This is a genomic window from Methylobacterium sp. 4-46, from assembly GCF_000019365.1.
In the GTDB taxonomy this organism is placed as follows: domain Bacteria; phylum Pseudomonadota; class Alphaproteobacteria; order Rhizobiales; family Beijerinckiaceae; genus Methylobacterium.
Map to the genome: position 1 here is coordinate 6,872,128 of NC_010511.1, position 17,690 is coordinate 6,889,817.

17 protein-coding genes and 1 tRNA gene are annotated in these 17,690 nt (G+C 73.4%); 7 read left to right on the forward strand and 11 right to left on the reverse strand.

What is annotated here, in order from left to right; translation table 11 throughout:
- Positions 1–58 precede the first annotated feature (58 nt).
- Positions 59–694 (reverse strand): hypothetical protein, encoded by a 636-nt coding sequence (locus tag M446_RS30255; protein ID WP_265576469.1) that lies wholly within the window; start codon positions 692–694, stop codon positions 59–61.
- 363 nt (positions 695–1,057) lie between these two features.
- On the opposite strand from M446_RS30255, the gene mutM reads away from it, so the two are divergent.
- Positions 1,058–1,951: a bifunctional DNA-formamidopyrimidine glycosylase/DNA-(apurinic or apyrimidinic site) lyase gene (gene mutM / locus M446_RS30260; RefSeq protein ID WP_012335898.1), complete on the forward strand. Its 894-nt coding sequence runs from the start codon at positions 1,058–1,060 to the stop codon at positions 1,949–1,951.
- Positions 1,952–2,218: 267 nt separating this feature from the next.
- On the opposite strand, the gene M446_RS30265 is transcribed toward mutM, so the two are convergent.
- On the reverse strand, positions 2,219–3,121 hold the full coding sequence (locus tag M446_RS30265; RefSeq protein ID WP_012335899.1) for a DUF6925 family protein: 903 nt from the start codon (positions 3,119–3,121) through the stop codon (positions 2,219–2,221).
- A gap of 80 nt (positions 3,122–3,201) precedes the next feature.
- On the opposite strand from M446_RS30265, the gene M446_RS30270 reads away from it, so the two are divergent.
- Positions 3,202–3,960, forward strand: a complete 759-nt coding sequence (locus tag M446_RS30270) for a DUF502 domain-containing protein (protein WP_012335900.1) — start codon at positions 3,202–3,204, stop codon at positions 3,958–3,960.
- A gap of 33 nt (positions 3,961–3,993) precedes the next feature.
- On the opposite strand, the gene M446_RS30275 is transcribed toward M446_RS30270, so the two are convergent.
- Both M446_RS30275 and M446_RS30280 read right to left on the reverse strand, forming a co-directional pair.
- Complete coding sequence (locus tag M446_RS30275) at positions 3,994–6,957, reverse strand: glycosyltransferase (RefSeq protein ID WP_012335901.1); 2,964 nt, start codon at positions 6,955–6,957, stop codon at positions 3,994–3,996.
- Between the two features lie 129 nt (positions 6,958–7,086).
- Entirely contained in the window at positions 7,087–7,350 is a 264-nt protein-coding gene (locus tag M446_RS30280; RefSeq protein WP_012335902.1) for a hypothetical protein, read from the reverse strand.
- A gap of 228 nt (positions 7,351–7,578) precedes the next feature.
- Here M446_RS30280 and M446_RS30285 point away from each other — a divergent pair, with 228 nt between their 5' ends.
- Positions 7,579–7,869, forward strand: a complete 291-nt coding sequence (locus M446_RS30285; RefSeq protein ID WP_236728846.1) for a hypothetical protein — start codon at positions 7,579–7,581, stop codon at positions 7,867–7,869.
- A gap of 222 nt (positions 7,870–8,091) precedes the next feature.
- Here M446_RS30285 and M446_RS30290 read toward each other — a convergent pair whose 3' ends face one another.
- Together M446_RS30290 and M446_RS30295 are read right to left on the reverse strand one after the other, a co-directional pair.
- Complete coding sequence (locus tag M446_RS30290) at positions 8,092–8,313, reverse strand: hypothetical protein (RefSeq protein ID WP_012335904.1); 222 nt, start codon at positions 8,311–8,313, stop codon at positions 8,092–8,094.
- A gap of 426 nt (positions 8,314–8,739) precedes the next feature.
- On the reverse strand, positions 8,740–9,048 hold the full coding sequence (locus tag M446_RS30295; RefSeq protein ID WP_018263526.1) for a hypothetical protein: 309 nt from the start codon (positions 9,046–9,048) through the stop codon (positions 8,740–8,742).
- Positions 9,049–9,607: 559 nt separating this feature from the next.
- On the opposite strand from M446_RS30295, the gene M446_RS30300 reads away from it, so the two are divergent.
- Both M446_RS30300 and M446_RS30305 read left to right on the forward strand, forming a co-directional pair.
- Positions 9,608–9,970: a hypothetical protein gene (locus M446_RS30300; RefSeq protein WP_012335906.1), complete on the forward strand. Its 363-nt coding sequence runs from the start codon at positions 9,608–9,610 to the stop codon at positions 9,968–9,970.
- Between the two features lie 604 nt (positions 9,971–10,574).
- On the forward strand, positions 10,575–11,357 hold the full coding sequence (locus M446_RS30305) for a calcium-binding protein (RefSeq protein WP_012335907.1): 783 nt from the start codon (positions 10,575–10,577) through the stop codon (positions 11,355–11,357).
- A gap of 444 nt (positions 11,358–11,801) precedes the next feature.
- Here M446_RS30305 and M446_RS37740 read toward each other — a convergent pair whose 3' ends face one another.
- A complete protein-coding gene (locus M446_RS37740) occupies positions 11,802–12,011 on the reverse strand; it encodes a hypothetical protein (RefSeq protein ID WP_150108758.1) in 210 nt (69 codons plus the stop codon).
- A 1,200-nt stretch (positions 12,012–13,211) separates the two neighbouring features.
- Between M446_RS37740 and M446_RS30315 the strand changes: the two genes are divergently transcribed.
- Positions 13,212–13,424 (forward strand): hypothetical protein, encoded by a 213-nt coding sequence (locus tag M446_RS30315; protein WP_012335909.1) that lies wholly within the window; start codon positions 13,212–13,214, stop codon positions 13,422–13,424.
- Between the two features lie 436 nt (positions 13,425–13,860).
- On the opposite strand, the gene M446_RS30320 is transcribed toward M446_RS30315, so the two are convergent.
- The 3 genes from M446_RS30320 to M446_RS30330 form a co-directional block, all read right to left on the reverse strand.
- Positions 13,861–13,938, reverse strand: a tRNA-Pro gene (locus M446_RS30320).
- A gap of 117 nt (positions 13,939–14,055) precedes the next feature.
- Positions 14,056–14,538 (reverse strand): peroxiredoxin, encoded by a 483-nt coding sequence (locus M446_RS30325; RefSeq protein WP_012335910.1) that lies wholly within the window; start codon positions 14,536–14,538, stop codon positions 14,056–14,058.
- Positions 14,539–14,662: 124 nt separating this feature from the next.
- On the reverse strand, positions 14,663–15,568 hold the full coding sequence (locus M446_RS30330) for a protein-disulfide reductase DsbD domain-containing protein (protein WP_012335911.1): 906 nt from the start codon (positions 15,566–15,568) through the stop codon (positions 14,663–14,665).
- A gap of 166 nt (positions 15,569–15,734) precedes the next feature.
- Here M446_RS30330 and M446_RS30335 point away from each other — a divergent pair, with 166 nt between their 5' ends.
- Positions 15,735–16,367, forward strand: a complete 633-nt coding sequence (locus tag M446_RS30335) for a YqgE/AlgH family protein (RefSeq protein ID WP_012335912.1) — start codon at positions 15,735–15,737, stop codon at positions 16,365–16,367.
- Between the two features lie 157 nt (positions 16,368–16,524).
- On the opposite strand, the gene M446_RS30340 is transcribed toward M446_RS30335, so the two are convergent.
- Positions 16,525–17,481, reverse strand: a complete 957-nt coding sequence (locus M446_RS30340; RefSeq protein ID WP_012335913.1) for a hypothetical protein — start codon at positions 17,479–17,481, stop codon at positions 16,525–16,527.
- Positions 17,482–17,690: the final 209 nt, after the last annotated feature.

The window sequence follows — 17,690 nt, forward strand, 5'->3', positions numbered from 1 at the left end:
CCATGCGGATGTCGTCTTCGCTCAGGCGCCGCGCTCAGGCGCCGCGCAGTCGCGTGATTCAGGGGCGCGGCTCGGCCGGGCCGGCCGCGTCCGGCGCATAGGTCCCGTCCCGGTCCCGGCGGATCGCGCCCCGCCCGGCCGGTGCCGTCTCACCGTTGCGCTCCCTCACCGCCTCCAGCGCCTTGCGCAGCGTTTCGGCCTCGGCGCTGCGCGGGTCCAGCCCGGCATTGAGCAACGTCGCGAAGCTCACACCGAGCTGGTCCAACCCCAGATGCTTCTCGATCAGGTCGACGATCATCTTGGGGTCCTTCTGCTGCTTCAGCAGCGCGACCGTGTCGGCGTCGAGCGACAGCCGCTTGCCGATCGCGACGACCTTCTCCTCGTCGGCCGGCTTCGCCAGCAGGGCGTTGAACTCAGCCTTGATCGCCGAGGCGAAATCCGTCAGCGACGCGTAGCGCGAGCGGTCGAGGCCGAACACCGCGCCGGCGCGTTCGAGCAGGCGGATCACCTGCTTCTCGGGCGTCACGGTGTTGACGCTGAACAGCGCCTGGCTGGCTGCGCCGGCATCGACACGGGCGGGTCCCTCCGAGAGGCGGCCTTCCCGCGCGCCGGGGCGCGGCGGGGCCGTCCCGGGGGTGGCGGGCGGCCGCAGAAGCAGAAGGGCCGTGGACCTGCTGGCGACGATCGCATTCATCATGGCGATTCTCCCAAAGGGCGGTGCCGTTCCGGGCCGTGCCGGTCGATCGCGCCGAGCGTTGCCGCCCGGTGCGCGACGCGCGCCGTTCCTGATCGCCGAACACCGTAAAAAACCCGTATGTGCGGCGCGCGAAGCGCGACTTGCGGGGCCATGACCCTAGGAAAACATGACGCACAATGTAGGAACTACTTCCGACGAACGGGGGCGACGCCGGATTTTCGGTCCGTTCTGCCCTGCCGGGCGCCGGCGGCGCGCAGCCCGCCGGCGGATTGCCCGGACGACGGGCCGCATGGCCTTCGCGGCCGCGAGACCTCATCTGCCGGCAACCTGTCCCTCCGAGAGCCGCGCGCCGCACCCGTCATGCCCGAACTGCCCGAAGTCGAGACCGTGCGCCGGGGCCTCGAACCCGCCCTCGTCGGCGCGCGCTTCACGACGGTCCACCTCGCCCGCCCCGACCTGCGCTTTCCGCTGCCCGCGCGCTTCGCCGCGCGCCTCACCGGCCAGCGGGTCGAGGCCCTGTCGCGGCGCGCCAAGTACCTCGTGGCCGACCTCTCCTCGGGCGACGCGCTGATCATGCATCTGGGCATGAGCGGGCGCTTCGACGTCGTGTTCCCGGACGGGCGCCAGCTCTCCCCGGGCGAGTTCTACCTCGAAGGCGCCCCGGGCCAGGCCAAGCACGACCACGTCGTCTTCGCGCTCTCGAACGGGGCGCGGGTGACCTACAACGACGTGCGCCGCTTCGGCTTCATGGACCTCGTGCGGCGGGCGGAGCTGGAGACCTGCCGCCACTTCGCCGGGATGGGGATCGAGCCGCTCGGCAGCGACCTCTCGGGCGAGGCGGTGGCGCGGCTGTTCCGGGGCCGGCGCACGCCCCTCAAGGCCGCGCTCCTCGACCAGCGGCTGATCGCCGGCCTCGGCAACATCTACGTCTGCGAGGCGCTGCACCGCGCCCGGCTGCATCCCGAGGCCGCGGCCGGCACCCTGGCCGACGCGGCGGGCCGGCCCACCCGCGCCGCCGCCCGCCTCGCCCAGGTGATCCGCGACGTGCTGACCGAGGCCGTCGCGGCCGGCGGCTCGACGTTGCGCGACTACGCGCACACGGACGGCACCCAGGGGGCCTTCCAGCACCGGTTCCGCGTCTACGACCGGGAGGGGCTCGCCTGCACGGCGCGGGGCTGCCGGGGCAGGGTGCGGCGGATCGTGCAGGCGGGCCGCTCGACCTTCTACTGCGAGACCTGCCAGCCGGCGCCCTGAGCGGAAGGGCGCGAGGCGATCCCGCCCGGCTTCGGCGCAGGAGGCCGGGACCGCGCCGATGTGCGCTCCCGCACTTTTGGGCGGAAGCTTCCGGGCTAGGGAGGAACCCGCGGGGACGCGTTGGCGTCGCGGCCCCGCTGCCCTCGATGGGCGTTTCCTCCCTAGACTTCGGGCCGCTCCTCGTGGGCGGCCTCTTTTTTGGGCCGTCCCGCGCCGCTCCCGCCATTCTCGAGACTCGTCGCGCGCCGGGAAACCGGGCCTGGCGGCCTAAGCCGGTCCCGGCCCGTCGCGCCAGCGGGCCTGCGCCTGCGCGACCCGCAGGGATCCCCTCCCGGCGCGGGTGGCCGGCGGCGGGACCGCCTCGCCGGCGAGGACGCGCCGCTTCAGGGCGAGGAGGTCGGGATCGCCGAACGCGGCGAGGAGCGCCTGGAAGGCGCGGTGGCGGGCGGCGTCGAACCCGCCCCCGGCGAGCGGGTGGGGCGGCTGGAGCGACCCGATTGGCACCAGCCCGGCCGGGATCGGGGCGGTCGCCGCGTGGCTGCGCCGCTGGCGCAGCAGCTTCGGCAGGATCTGCAGCCGCGGCCCGGCATCCTCCCCGGGCCGGGCCTCCCCCCGGTGCAAGGCCTCCCCCCGGTGCAAGGCCTCCGCCCGGTGCCCCCCGGCCAGCACGACGCGGTCGCAGGGCAGGGCCAGCAGGGCCGCGAGCACCGCCTCGGACGGCGCCCGCCCGCGCGCGGCGCGCAGGGCCGCGAGCGCCGCCCCGTCCCGCGCCCGCAGGCACAGGCGCGCGGCCCGCAGGCCGAGACCGAGGTCGAACAATTCGCCGTCGCGATCCTCCGGCCGCGCGGCGGCGCGATCCGGGCCGAGCGCCGTCACCCGGTCGGGCAGGCCGGTCGGGCAGGATTCGGCCGGCAGGCAGAGCGCGACGGCGTGGCTCCAGGCGCCCCCGCCGAGCGCCGTCTCGTACGCGAAGGCGCGCAGCGCGCCGGGATCCCCGAAGGCGAGCGCCCCTCCGGGCGCCACGGCGGCGAGGCGGCCGGGCAGGGGGCGGGCCCCCGGCGGGACGAGGATCGCCGCCCCGTAGGCGCCGAGGCTCCAGCCCGTGCGGGGATCGGCGAGCGCGCCGGCGATCAGGCCGCGCAGGGCGGCCGCATCCTGTCGTTGCCGCATGGGGGCCTGCCTTGAGCGCAGCGCAGCAAACCGTTACCTGTGCGCGGGCAGGGGGCGCCTGCGCTGGTGAGGGCGAGAGCGTGCAGGATCCGTCGCCGTTGATCCACGAGCCCGAACCCGCCGCCCGCAAGCGGGTCAGCGTCCGGGGCCGCCTGCGGAACTACTTCTTCACCGGCGTCATCGTCGCCGGGCCGCTGGCGATCACGATCTACATCACGTGGTGGTGCATCAGCCTGATCGACGGCTGGGTCAAGCCGCTCGTGCCCGCCACCTACCTGCCGGACCATTACCTGCCCTTCAACATCCCGGGGCTCGGCCTGCTGATCGCCTTCGTGGGGCTCACGCTGCTCGGCGCCTTCACGGCGAACCTCGTCGGGCGCTCGGTGGTGGAGTTCGGCGAGGTGCTGCTCGCCCGGACGCCGGTGATCTCGGGCCTCTACCGGGGCCTGCGGCAGGTCTTCGAGACGCTGTTCTCCACCAGCGGCACCTCGTTCCGCACGGTCGGCCTGGTGGAGTTCCCCGTCAAGGGAACGTGGTCGGTGGTGTTCCTGTCGGCGCCCGCCGGCCGCGACGTGCAGGCGGCCCTGCCGCCGGGCGGGGATTACGTGGGCGTGTTCCTGCCCTGCGCGCCGAACCCCACCACCGGCTTCTTCTTCTATCTCCCGCGCAGCGAGGTGATCGAGCTGCCGATCAGCGTCGACGACGCGGCCAAGCTGGTGATGTCGGCGGGCGTGATCCAGCCGGAGGACGCCCAGACCCGCCTGCAGGCGATGGCGGCCGGGTTGAAGGTGGCGCAGGTCGGCCCCGAGATGCCCGCGCGGGACAAGCAGGACGCGTGATCGGCCCCGCCCGGGCCGACCGGCGGGGGCGGATCACGCCCGGCGCGCGGCCCCGCGGGACGGCTGCGCCGGGGAGACCTCCTCGGCTTTCAGGCCGTAATACTCCGTGAGCATCGACCCGTACGACAGGGACGGGTAGGGCCGGCGGCGCGCGTAGAGCTCGGCGAGCGGCAGGTCGAGCAGCCTGTCGTTGACCTCCTGCGGCCGCTCGATCAGCGCGGGATCGAGCAGCAGCCCCTCCTGGCGGGCCCGCAGGCGCTCGGCCGGAGCTCCGAGATCGAAGACGAGCGGCGGCAGGCCGGCCGCGAGCGCGATGGAGAGCGCGTAGCAGTAGGTTTCCGGCCAGATCGACGGGATTAGCACGACGTCTGCCCCTTCCGCCTCGAGGAGGTCCATGGCCTCGTCGGGCGAGCGGTAGCGTCCGGTCTCGGTGACGCCGATCTCCGACAGCCGGTCCGTCATGGAGGTGTAGCCGACGACCGCGTAGCGGATCTGCAGATCCCGCAGCCTGGCGTCGAGCCCCAGGCTGTGGAGCAGGGCGACTCCCTTGTGCGGCCCGATCGCGCCGACGACCGCCACGCGCAGCACCTCGCCCCGGCGCAGGGCGGGGAGCGGGCGGGGCGTCAGGGTCTCGGCGTGGGGGCGCAGCGCGATCCGCGCCCCGGGCAGGAGCGGCCCGATCCGGGCGGCGATGTCCCGGGAAGGGGCGAAGACCGCCTCGGCCCCCGCCACGAAGGCCGCGTAGGCGCTCCGGCGCTCGTCGGGGTCGACGCAATCGGGATCGTCGTGGTCGGCCGCCAAGCAGCCGCGGCAGGTCTCGACCCCGGGCAGGCCGCAATAGGTGCCGAGCCTCGTCACGAGGTCGTTGCGGTGACAGACGGGCGAGTAGTCGTGGAGCGTCACGTAGCGGCGCGGGAGGGGAGCGAGGATCTCCATCAGGCGGCGGGTCGCGCGCCACTCCAGCCCGACCAGGGAATGGACGTGGACGAAGAGCGGCTGCAGCCATCCGAGGAAGCTCTCGAGGGAGGCCGCGTGCCGCAGCACGTGGATGGCGTCGCAGGAGCAGGTCAGGACGGCGCGGCGGCTCTCGGGCGCGAATTCCACCTTGACCGTGGAGTGCCCCGCCACGCGCAGCAGCACGACCGGGACGCCCTCGCCCGCGAGGCGCGCGGCCGCGTCCCGGACGTGGGTCTCGATCCCGCCGCCCCTCTCGTGGGTGACGAACAGGGCCGCGCGCGGGCCGGCCTGCCGGGCGATGCGGTAGAGATCGAGGCGCATCCGCCCCTCGCGGCCGGGATCCGCCGCGATGAAGCGCTGCACGGCCCCGAAATAGTCGGGGTGCTTGAGGCTCAGCCGCCGCTCGATGCGCGGCGCGTTGTCGATGTAGGCGGTCGAGAAGGACACGCCGCCCGCGTGGTACACGAAGACGTCCTGGACGAGCAGGTTGCGGTAGCCGGCCTGCTTGGCCCGCATGCAGAAGTCGTTCTCCTCGCCGTAGCCGTGCCCGAAGGTCTCCGCGTCGAAGGGACCGATCCGCGCGAGCGCCTCGCCGCGGATGTAGAAGCAGAAGCCGACCCCGGTCGGCACCTCGACGGCGCGGCCCGGGTTGCAGGCGCGCGCGCAGGCGTCGATCTCGGCCGGGCCGATCTCGAGGGCGAGGCGGTTGTCGATGTTGGCCTGCGGGTAGCTGCAGATGGTGGCATTGTTGGAGAGGGGGGTCAGGGTCGCCGCGTCCGGGTTGGCGCGGGCATGGGCCCGCAGGCGGTCGATCCAGTCGCCGGACGGCACGGCGTCGGAATTGAGCAGGATCACGTCGCGGTCGCCGCTCGCCGCGATGCCCCGGTTGACCGAGCGCACGAAGCCGAGATTCTCCGCGTTCTCGACGAGGATCAGGAACTTCCTCGCCGCCAGGGCCTGCAGGGCGGCGCGCAGCTGGGGCTCCGGCCCGCAATCGTCCACCACGACGAGGGCGAAGGACGTGGTTTGGCGGCTCGACAGGACGGCGTGGATCGCCCGCAGGGTTTCGGCCCGTCCCTTGTAGACCGGGACGATCACGACGACCTCGGCCGCCGCAAGGTCGGCGGCCGGCCGCGCCGCATCCCACTCATCCGCGCGGGGCGCCTCCAGAGGCGGCCATTCGCCGCAGCCGAAGGGGTTCGGCAGCAACCCCGCCGGCCGCCCCTCCGTCAGGTAGTGGTAGAAGGGGTTCACCGCGTCGCCGAGGTGCGGGGCCTGCTCCTCCCGATAAAAGCCCGTCCAGAACCACTCGCTGGGATCGCGGCCCTCCTTCCAGCCGAAATCCACGTAGTGCTCGACCGGGTCGATGCCCGATTGCCGCACATCCGCGTACCGGGTCAGGTAGGAGGCGCGGTCGAATTCCTGCGCGATGGTGCTGAGGACGACGGGGCGGGACACCCGTGCCCTCCCTCCGCTCGCGCCGCAGGCCAGGGCGGCCTCGAGCGGCTCCGGGTGATCGAGCAGGCCGTAGGTGGACACGAAGTGGTAGAAGGGGCACAGGCCCGTCGCCGCGATGTGGCGGTGCTTGCCCGCATGCGCGGCCGACGAGAAGCCGGGCGCCGGTTCGTACCCCTCCCGCCATCCGACCGTGAGATAATGCGTGAGGGCGTCCGCCCCGGCATCGAGGCGCGCCGCGTCCCTGTAGAAGGCCTCGTCGAAATGGTCCCGGACGACGCGGGCCTGGATCGCGACCGCCTCCTCGGCCGAGAACGCGACCGCCCGCTGCCGCTCCGCCTCGGGCCGCGCCGCGTAATGGGCGAGCGGGTTGGTCCGCGGCGTCGGGCCGAGATGCTTGTCCTTGTAGAGGAGGGTCGGGAAGGAGGGCGACGGGTCCCGCCCCTCCTTCCAGCCGAAGGACATGTAGTGCGCGAAGGGATCGGCCCCCGCCACCCCGACATCGGGGTAGCGGAGCCGATAGAATCGCTCGTCGAAATGCACGCGGACCGACAGTTTTCTCGGCGAGCGCAACCACCTCAGCATCAAATCACGGCCCCGCGGCAAGCGTGTCGAGTAGACCACCCGCGCGCGGCGATTCAATAGTCATCTCTCGATGGGTAAGCACGCCGAGGCGGTCCGCGCGCGAGGCCCCGGGCGGAGCCTCTCGGGGGGTCAGGAGCGGGCGGCCTGACGCATGGCCGCGACGGCGGTCTCGACGCGGGCGACGCCGTCGGGCGTGAAGGTGATCTCGTCCGCGCTGAGGGACGCGAGGCCGCGCGCCTCGATCTCGGCGGCCCCGTCCGGGTCGGCCCGGTGGCCGGACCCGTCCCGGCGCACGACCGCCCGGATGGGCTGGCCCGTCGCCAGGTGGTGATAGGCGGCGAAGGCGAGGATCGAGAGGGCGCGGTCGGAGAGAGGATCGGTGCTGCTGGCCATCGGCGGTTCCACCCGGGATCTGGTCTGAGAGCTCCGGCCCGGCGTCTCGGGCGAGGCGCCGGCCGGACCCGGCATCAACGCCGCAGCGGCGGCTTCGTGCGCGGTCGCGGGCTGGCGCAGGGTGTCGCGGCCGGACCCCGGTCAGGCCTGGGCGAACGGACCGCGCCCCCGGGCGTTGCCCCACGCCACCGCCACCGGTGGCGCGAGATGCGGTGGAGGAGACGGCGCATGAGAACGGCAACGATGGGGGCCGCGGCGGCCCTGGTCGGAACGCTCCTGGTCGGCACGGCGACGCTCGCCGCCGAGGGCTCGGGTCCGGGCGCCTCCGGCGCGGCGCCCGGCCGGGAGGTCCAGCCGAGCGGGCGCATGCAGGGGCCGCCCAACGCGGCGGGCTTCAACGGCCAGACCGACGCGACCGGCTCGACGCGTCCCGGCGCCTCGGGCGCGGCGCCCGGCCGGGAGGTCCAGCCGGGCGGCCGGATGCAGGGTCCGCCGAACGCCAACGGCTTCGGGAAGTAGCGCGGCGCCGGAGCGCCGCTTCAGGCCAGGGTGCGGGTCGCGCCGCCGGCCTCGACCGCTCCGCTCGCCGCGAGGCGCGGCGGAGCGGCGGCCTGGACCTCGCTCAGCGATTCGCGCGGGCCCTGCGGCCCCTCGGCGGCGGGGAGCCGCCGGGCGGCCGGCAGGGCGCCGGTCCGACCCCGCGCCAGGGCGTCACGATGCGGGGGCGGTCCCGAGGGCGGCTCAGGAGGTGGCGCCGTAGGCATCGCTGCAACAGGCCGGCAGGGGCAGGCCCTCGCTCAGGCGGTCCGCGCAATCGTCCATGCTGCCGGAGGGCGCGCCGAGGGCGTCGCCGGTCGCGAGCCCGAGGCCCAGGGCGCCGGAGCCGACGGCCCGGCCGCAGCCGCGACGGCGGCCGAAGCCGCCCGCCTGGCCCTCGCGGCCGTTGAAGCCGCGCCCGACCACGATCCCGCGATTCGCGCCCGCGGCGATGCCGGCCGCGCCGAGGGCGGGTCCCCGAGCGCCGATGCGCGCTCCGCCCGAGCCGAGCCCGCCGGTGCCGATCCCGGTCCCCGGAACCCGCCGCCGAGACCGGCGCCGTCGCGCGCATCCGCGGCGACGGGGGCGAGCGCGAATGCGGCGGCCACGGTGCCTGCCAGCCAAGTGTGTTCCACCCAAGGGCGCTCCAGCCAAGGGCGCTCCAGCCAAGCGTGATGGGTCGTTCCATCCGCTCCACGTTCGGTCCGGTGCGTTCGTGGCGGGCCAACGGGCCCGGCCGCCGGACCGTTCACGCGGGGCCGGCGGGCGTCCGCCGCGGCACGCGGGCGCCTCGCGGGATCTCGGGCCGGGGCCGAGGCTCGCCCCTCCCGGTCTCGGCGACGCCCCGTCCGGCTATCGGGGCGCCCGCGGCGCTTGGTCGGGCGTTCCCGCGACGCGCGCCGGGGCGCCGAGCGCGCCCTGGGCGCGGTCGGCGCGATGCGCGGCCGGCATGACGAAGGTCTGCGGACCGCCCGCCATCACGGCGCGGCGCTGCCCGGTCGAACTCGCGGACAGCGCCGCGACGTAGATGCAGAGGGCGAGCGCGGCGACGCTCAGCACGCCGCTCACCAGATCGGCCCACGGCTCAAGCCACTTGATGACGAGCAGGCCGACGACGAAGACTGGGACCGCGACGAGGGCGAGCACGACGGGCGAGGACACCGGCTGGGTCTCCTGGACGCAGTTCGGAGACGCGACCAACGTTCCGCTCGCCCCGAGGATCCCGGCGCCTCATCCCGGCCGGGGCCCGGACCCGCCCGCAGCGCCGTCTGATCCGACATCCGACGGATTGCGTCGCCATCTCCCATTTCGGCAATGCGGATGTCGGCGTCGCTCAGGCGCCGCGCGGGCGTGTCATCCGCTGTCCGGACGTGATCGTCCGGACAGCGGATGGGGAATAGAATCCTTCAACCGATTGCGCGCATGATCGGCGGACCGGGCGCCCCGGGCCAGGGCGCCGGTTGCCCACGTCGAGCCGCCATGGGAGAGGTCGGTGCCGGATCCAGAAGACCAGCGCGAGGAGCCATCCAAGGATGCCGGGGCTGGCGCGTCGGGCGGGGGACCCGCCCCGGAGGCGGGGGACCGCGATGCGCTCCCCGACCGCGATCTGGACGCCGTGTCCGGCGGGACCGGCCCCAAGAGGCCGCATGCCGGGTGACCCGAGCGCCGCGACGGTGCCCGCGCCGTCCCGGCGGCCTCCCTCGCGTTCGGGGCGCTCGGCGTGATCCGCGCGACCCTGTCCGCCACGGTCCTGCTCGCGCTCGCCGCCTCGCCGGCTTTCTGCGTCGCGACGATCGACGGCGAGTGCCTGATCCAGGTGAACGGCCGCACCGTCAAGGACGGCTTCTGCCGCATGATCGTGTTTCCGGGCGGCTCGTTCCAGACCGGGGCCGAGCAGCCCGGCGAGGCCTTCGCCATCGTCAGCATCGACGGTCGGACCGGGCGGGCCGAGGCCTTCTGGAACGGTGTCGAGCGCGCCTCGCACGCCCACGACCCGCTGGGCAACGTGGTGCGCCAGGGCGGCTGCTGGGTCAACGACCGCGCCCGCGTCTGCGCGTGGCGGCCCGGAACGCGACCGCGCTGAGGGGCGTCACCGGTGCGGGCCGCGGGCGCGCCGCCCCGCCGGCGGGCCGGCTCGCAGGCGATCACGACGAGAGCAGCGCCCGATCACGCTGTACTCGGACGCTGCTCTCGGTCGTTGATGGTGCCGCATCGTCTGCGAGGAACCGGCATCCGCGTCGTCGGACGATGCGCCAGCCCCTCGGCCGCGCGGGGCGCGCGGCCCCCTCGGACGGTTGCCGCCGCGACGCCGCGCGCCGGGCATGTCACGTCTCGAGCCTTCGTCGCGCAATGCAGGCTCTGTTCGCTCGCCTGAGCATTCTCGGATCTGCCTCACGCAAATAGATTATGTCGGTTTGTCGCAGATCCGGGCCATCCCCGTTCCTGGCCTCGATGCACTATCAATCTCATCTGGTTTGACATAACTAGTCAAGCTCAGGGGAGAGACCGATGTCCGTCAGCTACGATTCCGCAACGAATACATATACTGTGGTCGACGACGCCCAAAATGTGCCCGACGCAACCCTTACAAGTATGATCTGTCCGGAACGACCGTCCCGGTCAATTTCCAGTTTCAGAGCTCGACTGGCAACGATTCGCTGTACGGCAGCACCGGTGCGGATACCATCTTGAGCGGATCCGGCAACGACCAGATCGCGGGCGGCTACGGTAACGACCTGATCGACGGCGGCGGCGGTGACGACGTCATCGCGAGCGGGGGCAATGCCGATCTCGCGACCGGCCGCGACACCGTCTACGGCGGCGGCGGAAGCGACGTCATCTACTGGGCCTACGACACCACCGGTTCCCTGCTCTACGGCGACGCGGGCGACGGAGCGGCCGACGGCGGCAACGACACGATCACCGGCGGCTCGGGCAACGACACGATCTTCGGGGAGGGCGGCGACAACTACATCCGCGGCGGCAAGGGGAACGACGCGATCGACGGCGGATCGGGCAATGACACGATCCGTGGGAGCGGCGGCGAGGGGATGGACACGGTTCACGGCGGCAGCGGGAACGACCTGATCACCTACACCACCGACGCGTCGTCCGTTCGGCTCTTCGGTGATGCCGGGGACGACTCGATCGCCGGCGGCTACGGCGCCGACACTCTGATCGGCGGCGTCGGGAACGACACCCTGTCGGGTGGGCTCGGTGCCGATTCCTTCGTGTTCGGTGCCAACGACGGCACCGACGTGGTCCGGGACTTCTCCGTCGGCCAGGGCGACAAGATCGCGCTGATCGCCGGGACCACGGCCGAGAAATCCAGAGCCTCTGACGGATTTCTGCAGCTGAATTTCTACGACAGCGGCCATGTTCTCGGCGGCTCGGTCGAGCTGTACGGCGTGTCGTACAATACGAACCTGAACAATGTTCTCGTTCAGGCACCGAGCTCGATGACCGCCTGAGCGCTCTCGGCCACGCGCACGGCGCCCGGGCGGTGGCGTGCGCGTGCGGGGGCGGGCCGCTGCGCCGCGGCTCGATGGATCATCCCCCCTGCGTGCCGGCCCGGCCCGGGCGGTCGACGGCGCGCCGCGCCCCCGCCCAGGACCCGGCACATCACCGCGTGGGCGCCGGGAAGTGCGGATCGTACCTGACCTCGGGCTCACCCTGCGGCGTCGCCTCGGCCCGATCCGGATCGGCCGCGCGATCGCGGCGCGGCGCGCGAGGAAAGTACGGATCGAACGGCACGACCCTCGGGCGGCGCGGGGCTGCCTCGGGCGCTTGTGGTCGAACGGGTTGGGTCGGCCACTGAGTCACGTGGACCTCCTCCATCCTGGGCAGCACCTCGCATCGATCGGTGCTGACGGGGCGACCCTACTCGGACGCCGAAGGAGACGATCTGCAATTCGTCAACGAATCGTGAAAAAACCGGGTGCTGCGAGGTCGAGCTTCCTGTCTCCGACAGTCAGCGACTTCCCGGGACTGAGATCGTTCAGACCGGCTTCAATGAGCGCGCCGAGATTTTCGTCCGCGTCATGCTGCTTCGTGAACAGATCTTCGATTGAGAGCTCGGCTGGAGCGCCGACGGTCGAAGTGGAATGACCATATTTGCAGCACATGACGGAGTTCTGTGCACCTGGACATCCCACGAGCAAGAGAATTGATCTGTCTCATGTTCAGGGATGCGTCCATGTACTGGCGGCTCTGGATGCCCGCCGCCTCCGCGGGGCGGGGGCCGGGAGGTTCGCGCGGATCGGCGCGACACCCGCCGGGCGTTCGCGCATCGGGCGCTCAGCCGTAGAACGAGCTGACGGCCGGAAGCGACTCGGTCGACCTGCGGGTGCCGGGATCGATGCGCACGCGCGGGATCCTGGCCATCACCGCAGCGTAGCGCGCGGAGATCTCCGCGGGGACCAGCGGCGGACGGGCCGTGTCGGGGGTGGGAAGACGGGCGGCGGAACGCGTGTGCAGACTGGACATGCCTCCGCAACAAACCGGCAGCGCACCGTGTTGCATCGCGGTCGCGCGCCGTGTGCGCTGCAGCACATGCCGCGGCCCGATCGGCACAGCGCGTGCGCACCTCGCGCCAGCGCATCCCGGAGGCCCGGAGCTCGACGGGGCGGGCGCCGGCGATCCCGCGCCGCAGCCCGTGGCGGCCCCCGCGTTCAGGCAGCTGTTGGCGGGGCCGTCCACGCCGCCGATCGGCGGGTGGAGGACCGTGCGGCGCGGCAAGGCCTGAGGAAAGCTCAGGCTGCGCCGGACGATCGAGGATCCTGGCCGGCTCGCCCGCCTCCGGTTTCGGGGGCGGGCGCGGGAGGCTGCTTGCCCATGGGCGAGAGATTCGGCCTTTCCGCCAGTCACTCGGCTCCCGAAGGTCGCGGAGAGGGGGGCGCCCGCGACTGCCGGGACGGCGCCGCGGCCGGCGGGCCGGCCGCACCGCATCGGCGGTGCTCAGCCTGAGGAACGGGGAGACGGCGGAGACTAGCTCAAGTGAATGCGCCGGAACGGCGGGCGTGGTTCTCTGGTGCGGACCCAATCGCACACTCCCCGGCCCGCCCGGCCCGCCCGCGGCGGGCCTCTCTTTCGGTTTGGCCGGGGTCGTGCCGCGGAACTGCCGAACTTGGGTCCTGCTGAGCTTGGTCCCTAAGTGCTATTCTGGCCACCGCCCGGCGGGCCTACACTTCGACTGCTCTTCCTGAGCAGGATCTTCACCGAGACCCCTGGCCCGCCCGGCCCTTCCCCCTCGCCGTGGCGGGCTCTTCTTAGCACGGGCAGGGCAGCGTGAGATCCGCGCGGCGCTCGGGTGCCGGAGGATCGCGATGGTCGAGAACGATGGGCCGATCGAAGCTCGGCGGATGGCCGGGCCGGCGGGCAAGCCCTGGCAGCTCATCGATTGCAGCTTCCGTCCCGCGATCGTCCGCCTGACCCTCTTTCAGCAATCGGCCGCGCGGTCGCTGTGCGTGACCATGAACACGAAGGCTGGCTGCAAGCGGTACGCCGTCCGGTGCGAAGGCAGCCCGAGTCCGTCCTAGGCGCCGGACTGGAACGACCGCGACCGGCCGCCTGCCTCGGCCGGGTTTGACCTGCCCGCGCTGACAACCCGCGGCGCCCGGGGACGAGGCGAGCGCCGGCGGTCCCCCGGCCGACCGGACCGCGGCCGGCCCGCCGGATCAGGCTCCGGGAGACGGCTCGATTGCTTCGGGCGAGTGCGGTTTCGGTGTCGGCGGTGGCGCAGGGGGATCGTCCAGGGGCGGCGGCCCGGGCGGCGGGGGCGTCGAACCGCCTTCCTTGGTTTCGTTCTCTTCGGGCATGATCATCCTCGCCGGCGCGACGCGTCGAGCCCTTGCTCATTCACGGCGCAATTGAAAAGCTGGCGCCGAACCCCGCGTGAGACGCCCAGGGGCCGGAAACGACAAGGGCGACCCCCGGGGTCGCCCTTTGCAAGTCGCTCAGGTGATCGCTGGAATTTGGTCGGAGCGGCGGGATTCGAACCCACGACCCCTAGTCCCCCAGACTAGTGCGCTAACCGGGCTGCGCTACGCTCCGACGGCCCGAGGCGGTCGAGGCCGCCCGTGAGCCCGGGGGTCTTAGCCGGCCCGGCTCGGCCGCGCAACCCCTTTCGCGGGCCCTCCGCCGCCGCGGCGGCGGAGGGCCCGCGACGCCTCAGAGCGACTTCAGCAGCGCCTCGGCGCTCGACACCTCGGCCTTCGAGGGCGTGTCCTCGACGTTGAGGGCGCGCACCACCCCGTCCTCGACCAGCATCGCGTAGCGCTTCGAGCGCACGCCGAGGCCGAACCCGGCCCCGTCCATGTCGAGGCCGATGGCCTTGGCGAAATCCCCGTTGCCGTCGGCCAGGAACTCGATGCCCTCCGCCCCGGCCGCCTTCGCCCACGCGTCGAGCACGAAGACGTCGTTGACCGAGGTCACGGCGATCCCGTCGATGCCGTGCGACAGGATCTCGGCCCGCTTGGCGACGTAGCCCGGCAGGTGGTTGCGGTGGCAGGTCGGCGTGAAGGCGCCCGGCACGGCGACCAGCACCACGCGGCGGCCCTTGAACACGTCGTCGGTGGTCTTGGCCACGGGGCCGTCCGCGGTCATCACGCGGAAGGTCGCCTGGGGCAGGTGATCCCCTACCTGGATGGTCATGGTGCTCTCCCGATGGTGAGGCCGCCGGGTCCCTTCGCCCCGGCCCCGGTGCCCGTTCCGGAGCGTCCAGCCCTCCGGAGGGCGCGTGCGCCCGGGGACGTCCGCCCCCGCGGGCCGCGGGTGCTTAGCGCGACCATTCCCGGGTGTCGAGATTGGCCTCGGTCGTCACCGGGCGCTGGCCCGGGCTCGCCAGGATCAGGCTGAGGGGCAGCTGGTCGGGGCCCTCGGGCGGACGCTCCAGGACGGGGATGCGGAACAGCACCGTACCGGGCGCTTCGGGCAGGGGGCGGGGCGGCGGCAGCAGCAGCCAGCCGGGGGGCGCCGAGACGAACAGGTCCGCCTTGTCGCCGCTCGGCACCCGCGCCCGCACCGCGACGAAGAGCCGGCCGGCGAGGCCCGGCGGCTCGGGCACCGCGCCCAGGACCGCGAGCGGCCCCTCGCCCAGGCGCACCGGCCGCGGCGAGGCCGCCACCGCCTCCGCCACCCGCGGGTCGCCCACCGCCGCCGCATCGGCCGGCAGGGTCAGCGAGAGATCCGCGCGCACCGGGATGCAGATGTCGTTGCACACGCCGTAATCGAGGCGCAGCCGCAGGGAGACCGGCGCGCGGCCATCGGCCGGCACGACCCGGATCGGCAGCACGACGCGGTCCTCGTAGCCGAAGACCACGTCGCCCGCCTCCTTCATCCGCCGCGGCACCGGCCAGAGCACGTCGACCGCGGCGGCGTTGCGCGAGCTGGACCAGTCGATCGCGGGCGGCATCCCGGCCTCGCCCGGATCGCGCCAGAAGGTCTTGAAGCCGCGATCGAGCAGGATCTCCAGCCCGGCGAAGCGCACCCCGTCCGCCTGTCCCCCGGGGATCAGCCGCGCCCGCGCGTGCAGGCCCGTGGCCCAGGCCGAGGCCGCCCGGGCGGGCCCGGCCGCCTGGACCAGCGCCAGCACCGTCAGCGCCGCGCAGGCGGCCAGGGCGGCGGGGCGGGCGGCCCGGCGCCGCCCGGAAGCGCGATGGGTCCCGGAAGCACAGAGGATCATGGCCTACTCGTCCGCACTCGCGCGGTGCGCGATACGCCGGCTCAGGTCACGTCGGATGAGCGTACCAGCAGGAAACAGACCAAGGCGAGAAACGATCACGTGACCGTGCCGGATCCGCGGCGGCGTGGAGGATGGACAAAGGCGGCCCGGGGCGTAGCATAGGGCCATGCGCACGCGATCCGCTCCTGACGACACGACGGCGCCGGGCCGGGCCTCCGCGGCGGGCTACCTCGACGGGCAGCTGCTGGTGGCAATGCCGGGCATGGCCGACGAGCGCTTCGCCCGCTCGGTGATCTACCTCTGCGCCCACTCGGCCGAGGGGGCGATGGGGATCATCGTCAACAAGCCCGCGGCCGACCTCAACATGCCGGATCTGCTGGTCCAGCTCGACATCATCCGCCAGGACGACGCCATCCGGCTGCCGAACCGGGTCGGGCACATGCCCGTGCTGATGGGCGGCCCCGTGGAGTCGAGCCGCGGCTTCGTCCTGCACTCGCCCGACTTCCACATCGACCAGTCCACCCTGCTGATCGACGACGGGATCTGCCTGACCGCGACGGTCGAGATCCTGCGGGCGATCGCGGCCGGGACGGGCCCGCGCGACGCCGTGCTGGCCCTCGGCTACGCGGGCTGGCAGCCGGGCCAGCTCGAGAGCGAGATCCAGGCCAATGGCTGGCTGCACTGCCCGGCCGATCCGGACCTGATCTTCAACGCCGCCCTCGATGCCAAGTACGACCGGGCCCTGCGGGCGATCGGGATCGAGCCCGCCATGCTCTCGATGAGCGCCGGGCACGCCTGAGGGCCGCGCGGCCGCCCCCGGCCTCATCCGACATCCGGTTGGTGGCTTCGCCATCTCCGATTTCGGCCATGCGGATGTCGGCTTCGCTCAGGCGCCGCGCTCAGGCGCCCGCGCGGGCGCGTGATCCGGGACCCGCTTCGATCAAGCGGAGCCCGGATCACTCCCCGGTGTCGAGGAAGCCCGGGTTCATCCCCTCCACCGGCGGCGGGCGCCGGCGGACCGGGCGGGGCGCGTTGCTGGCGGTCGGGGCCGTGCTCACCGTCAAGCCGAGCCGCGTCGCGAGCGAGAGCACGCGCGCCTCGGTGATGCGCAGGTGGCAGAAGCCGTGCACCCCCTCGCGGGCATAGGCGCGGCACATCTGCTCCCGGTCCGCCGAGAAGGCCGCCTGCTCGGCGACGATCGGGCGGACCTCCTCGCGCTTGGCGCGCTGGGTCATCACCCGGTAGTTCTCGCGCACGGCGCGGTCGGCCGCCCCGCGGGCGCCGTCGAATTCCTGGGCGCGCGTCACCAGGGAGGCCGCGCCCGGCCCCCACAGGCCCTTCGGGGTGGTGGCGCAGTCCTGGGCCTGGAACACGCAGATGTCGGGCTCCGTCAGGGGCGTGACGAGCACGCTGCCCTCCAGGATCTCCATTCGGAGCGGGCAGACCAGGTCCGACGAGGCCAGCCGCGTGACCCCGTTCGGCCGCCCCTGGTCGGTGAGGGCGAGGGGCGCCCCGTTGTTGAGCGACACCCGGCAGGATTCGATCGGCTGCGAGATCCGGGTGCCCTCGAGGGTGACGCGGGCGGTGAGGCCGCCCTGGGCCCGTTCCAGCTTCAGGCTGCCGGCACTGCCGTTCTGCAGCAGGTCCTGGCCGATGGCGCCGTCGTCGCTCGGCGCCTTGATCACCACCGGCCTCGGCGCCGGGGGCGGCGCCGCCGGGCGCGGATCGGCCGCCGGGGGCGGCGCGTCCATCGGGGCCGCGGGCGCGGCCGGGCGGGGCGGCGCGGCCGGGCGCGCCGCCCGCCCGATGCCGAACAGCTCCTCGAAGAAGTTCTGGGCGGAGGCCGGGGCGGGCAGGGCGGCCCCGGCGAGGGCCAGGACGAGGGCCGTGGCGAGGGGGCGGAACGAGGGCATCAGGCTCCTGAGCAGGCTCGCGGCAAGCGCCCGGTCGGTCCCGGACGACGACAGGCCCGCATCCCGACCGACAGGGCGGCCCGCCCGGGGCAGGTCCACCCGGGGCAGGTCCGCGCAAGGACGCGACGCGCAGACCTTCCTCCTAGCATGCGCCCCGTGGCGGGCGCGTGGCAAGGCCGCAACATTCTCGTGGCGGCTTGGCCGCTGGC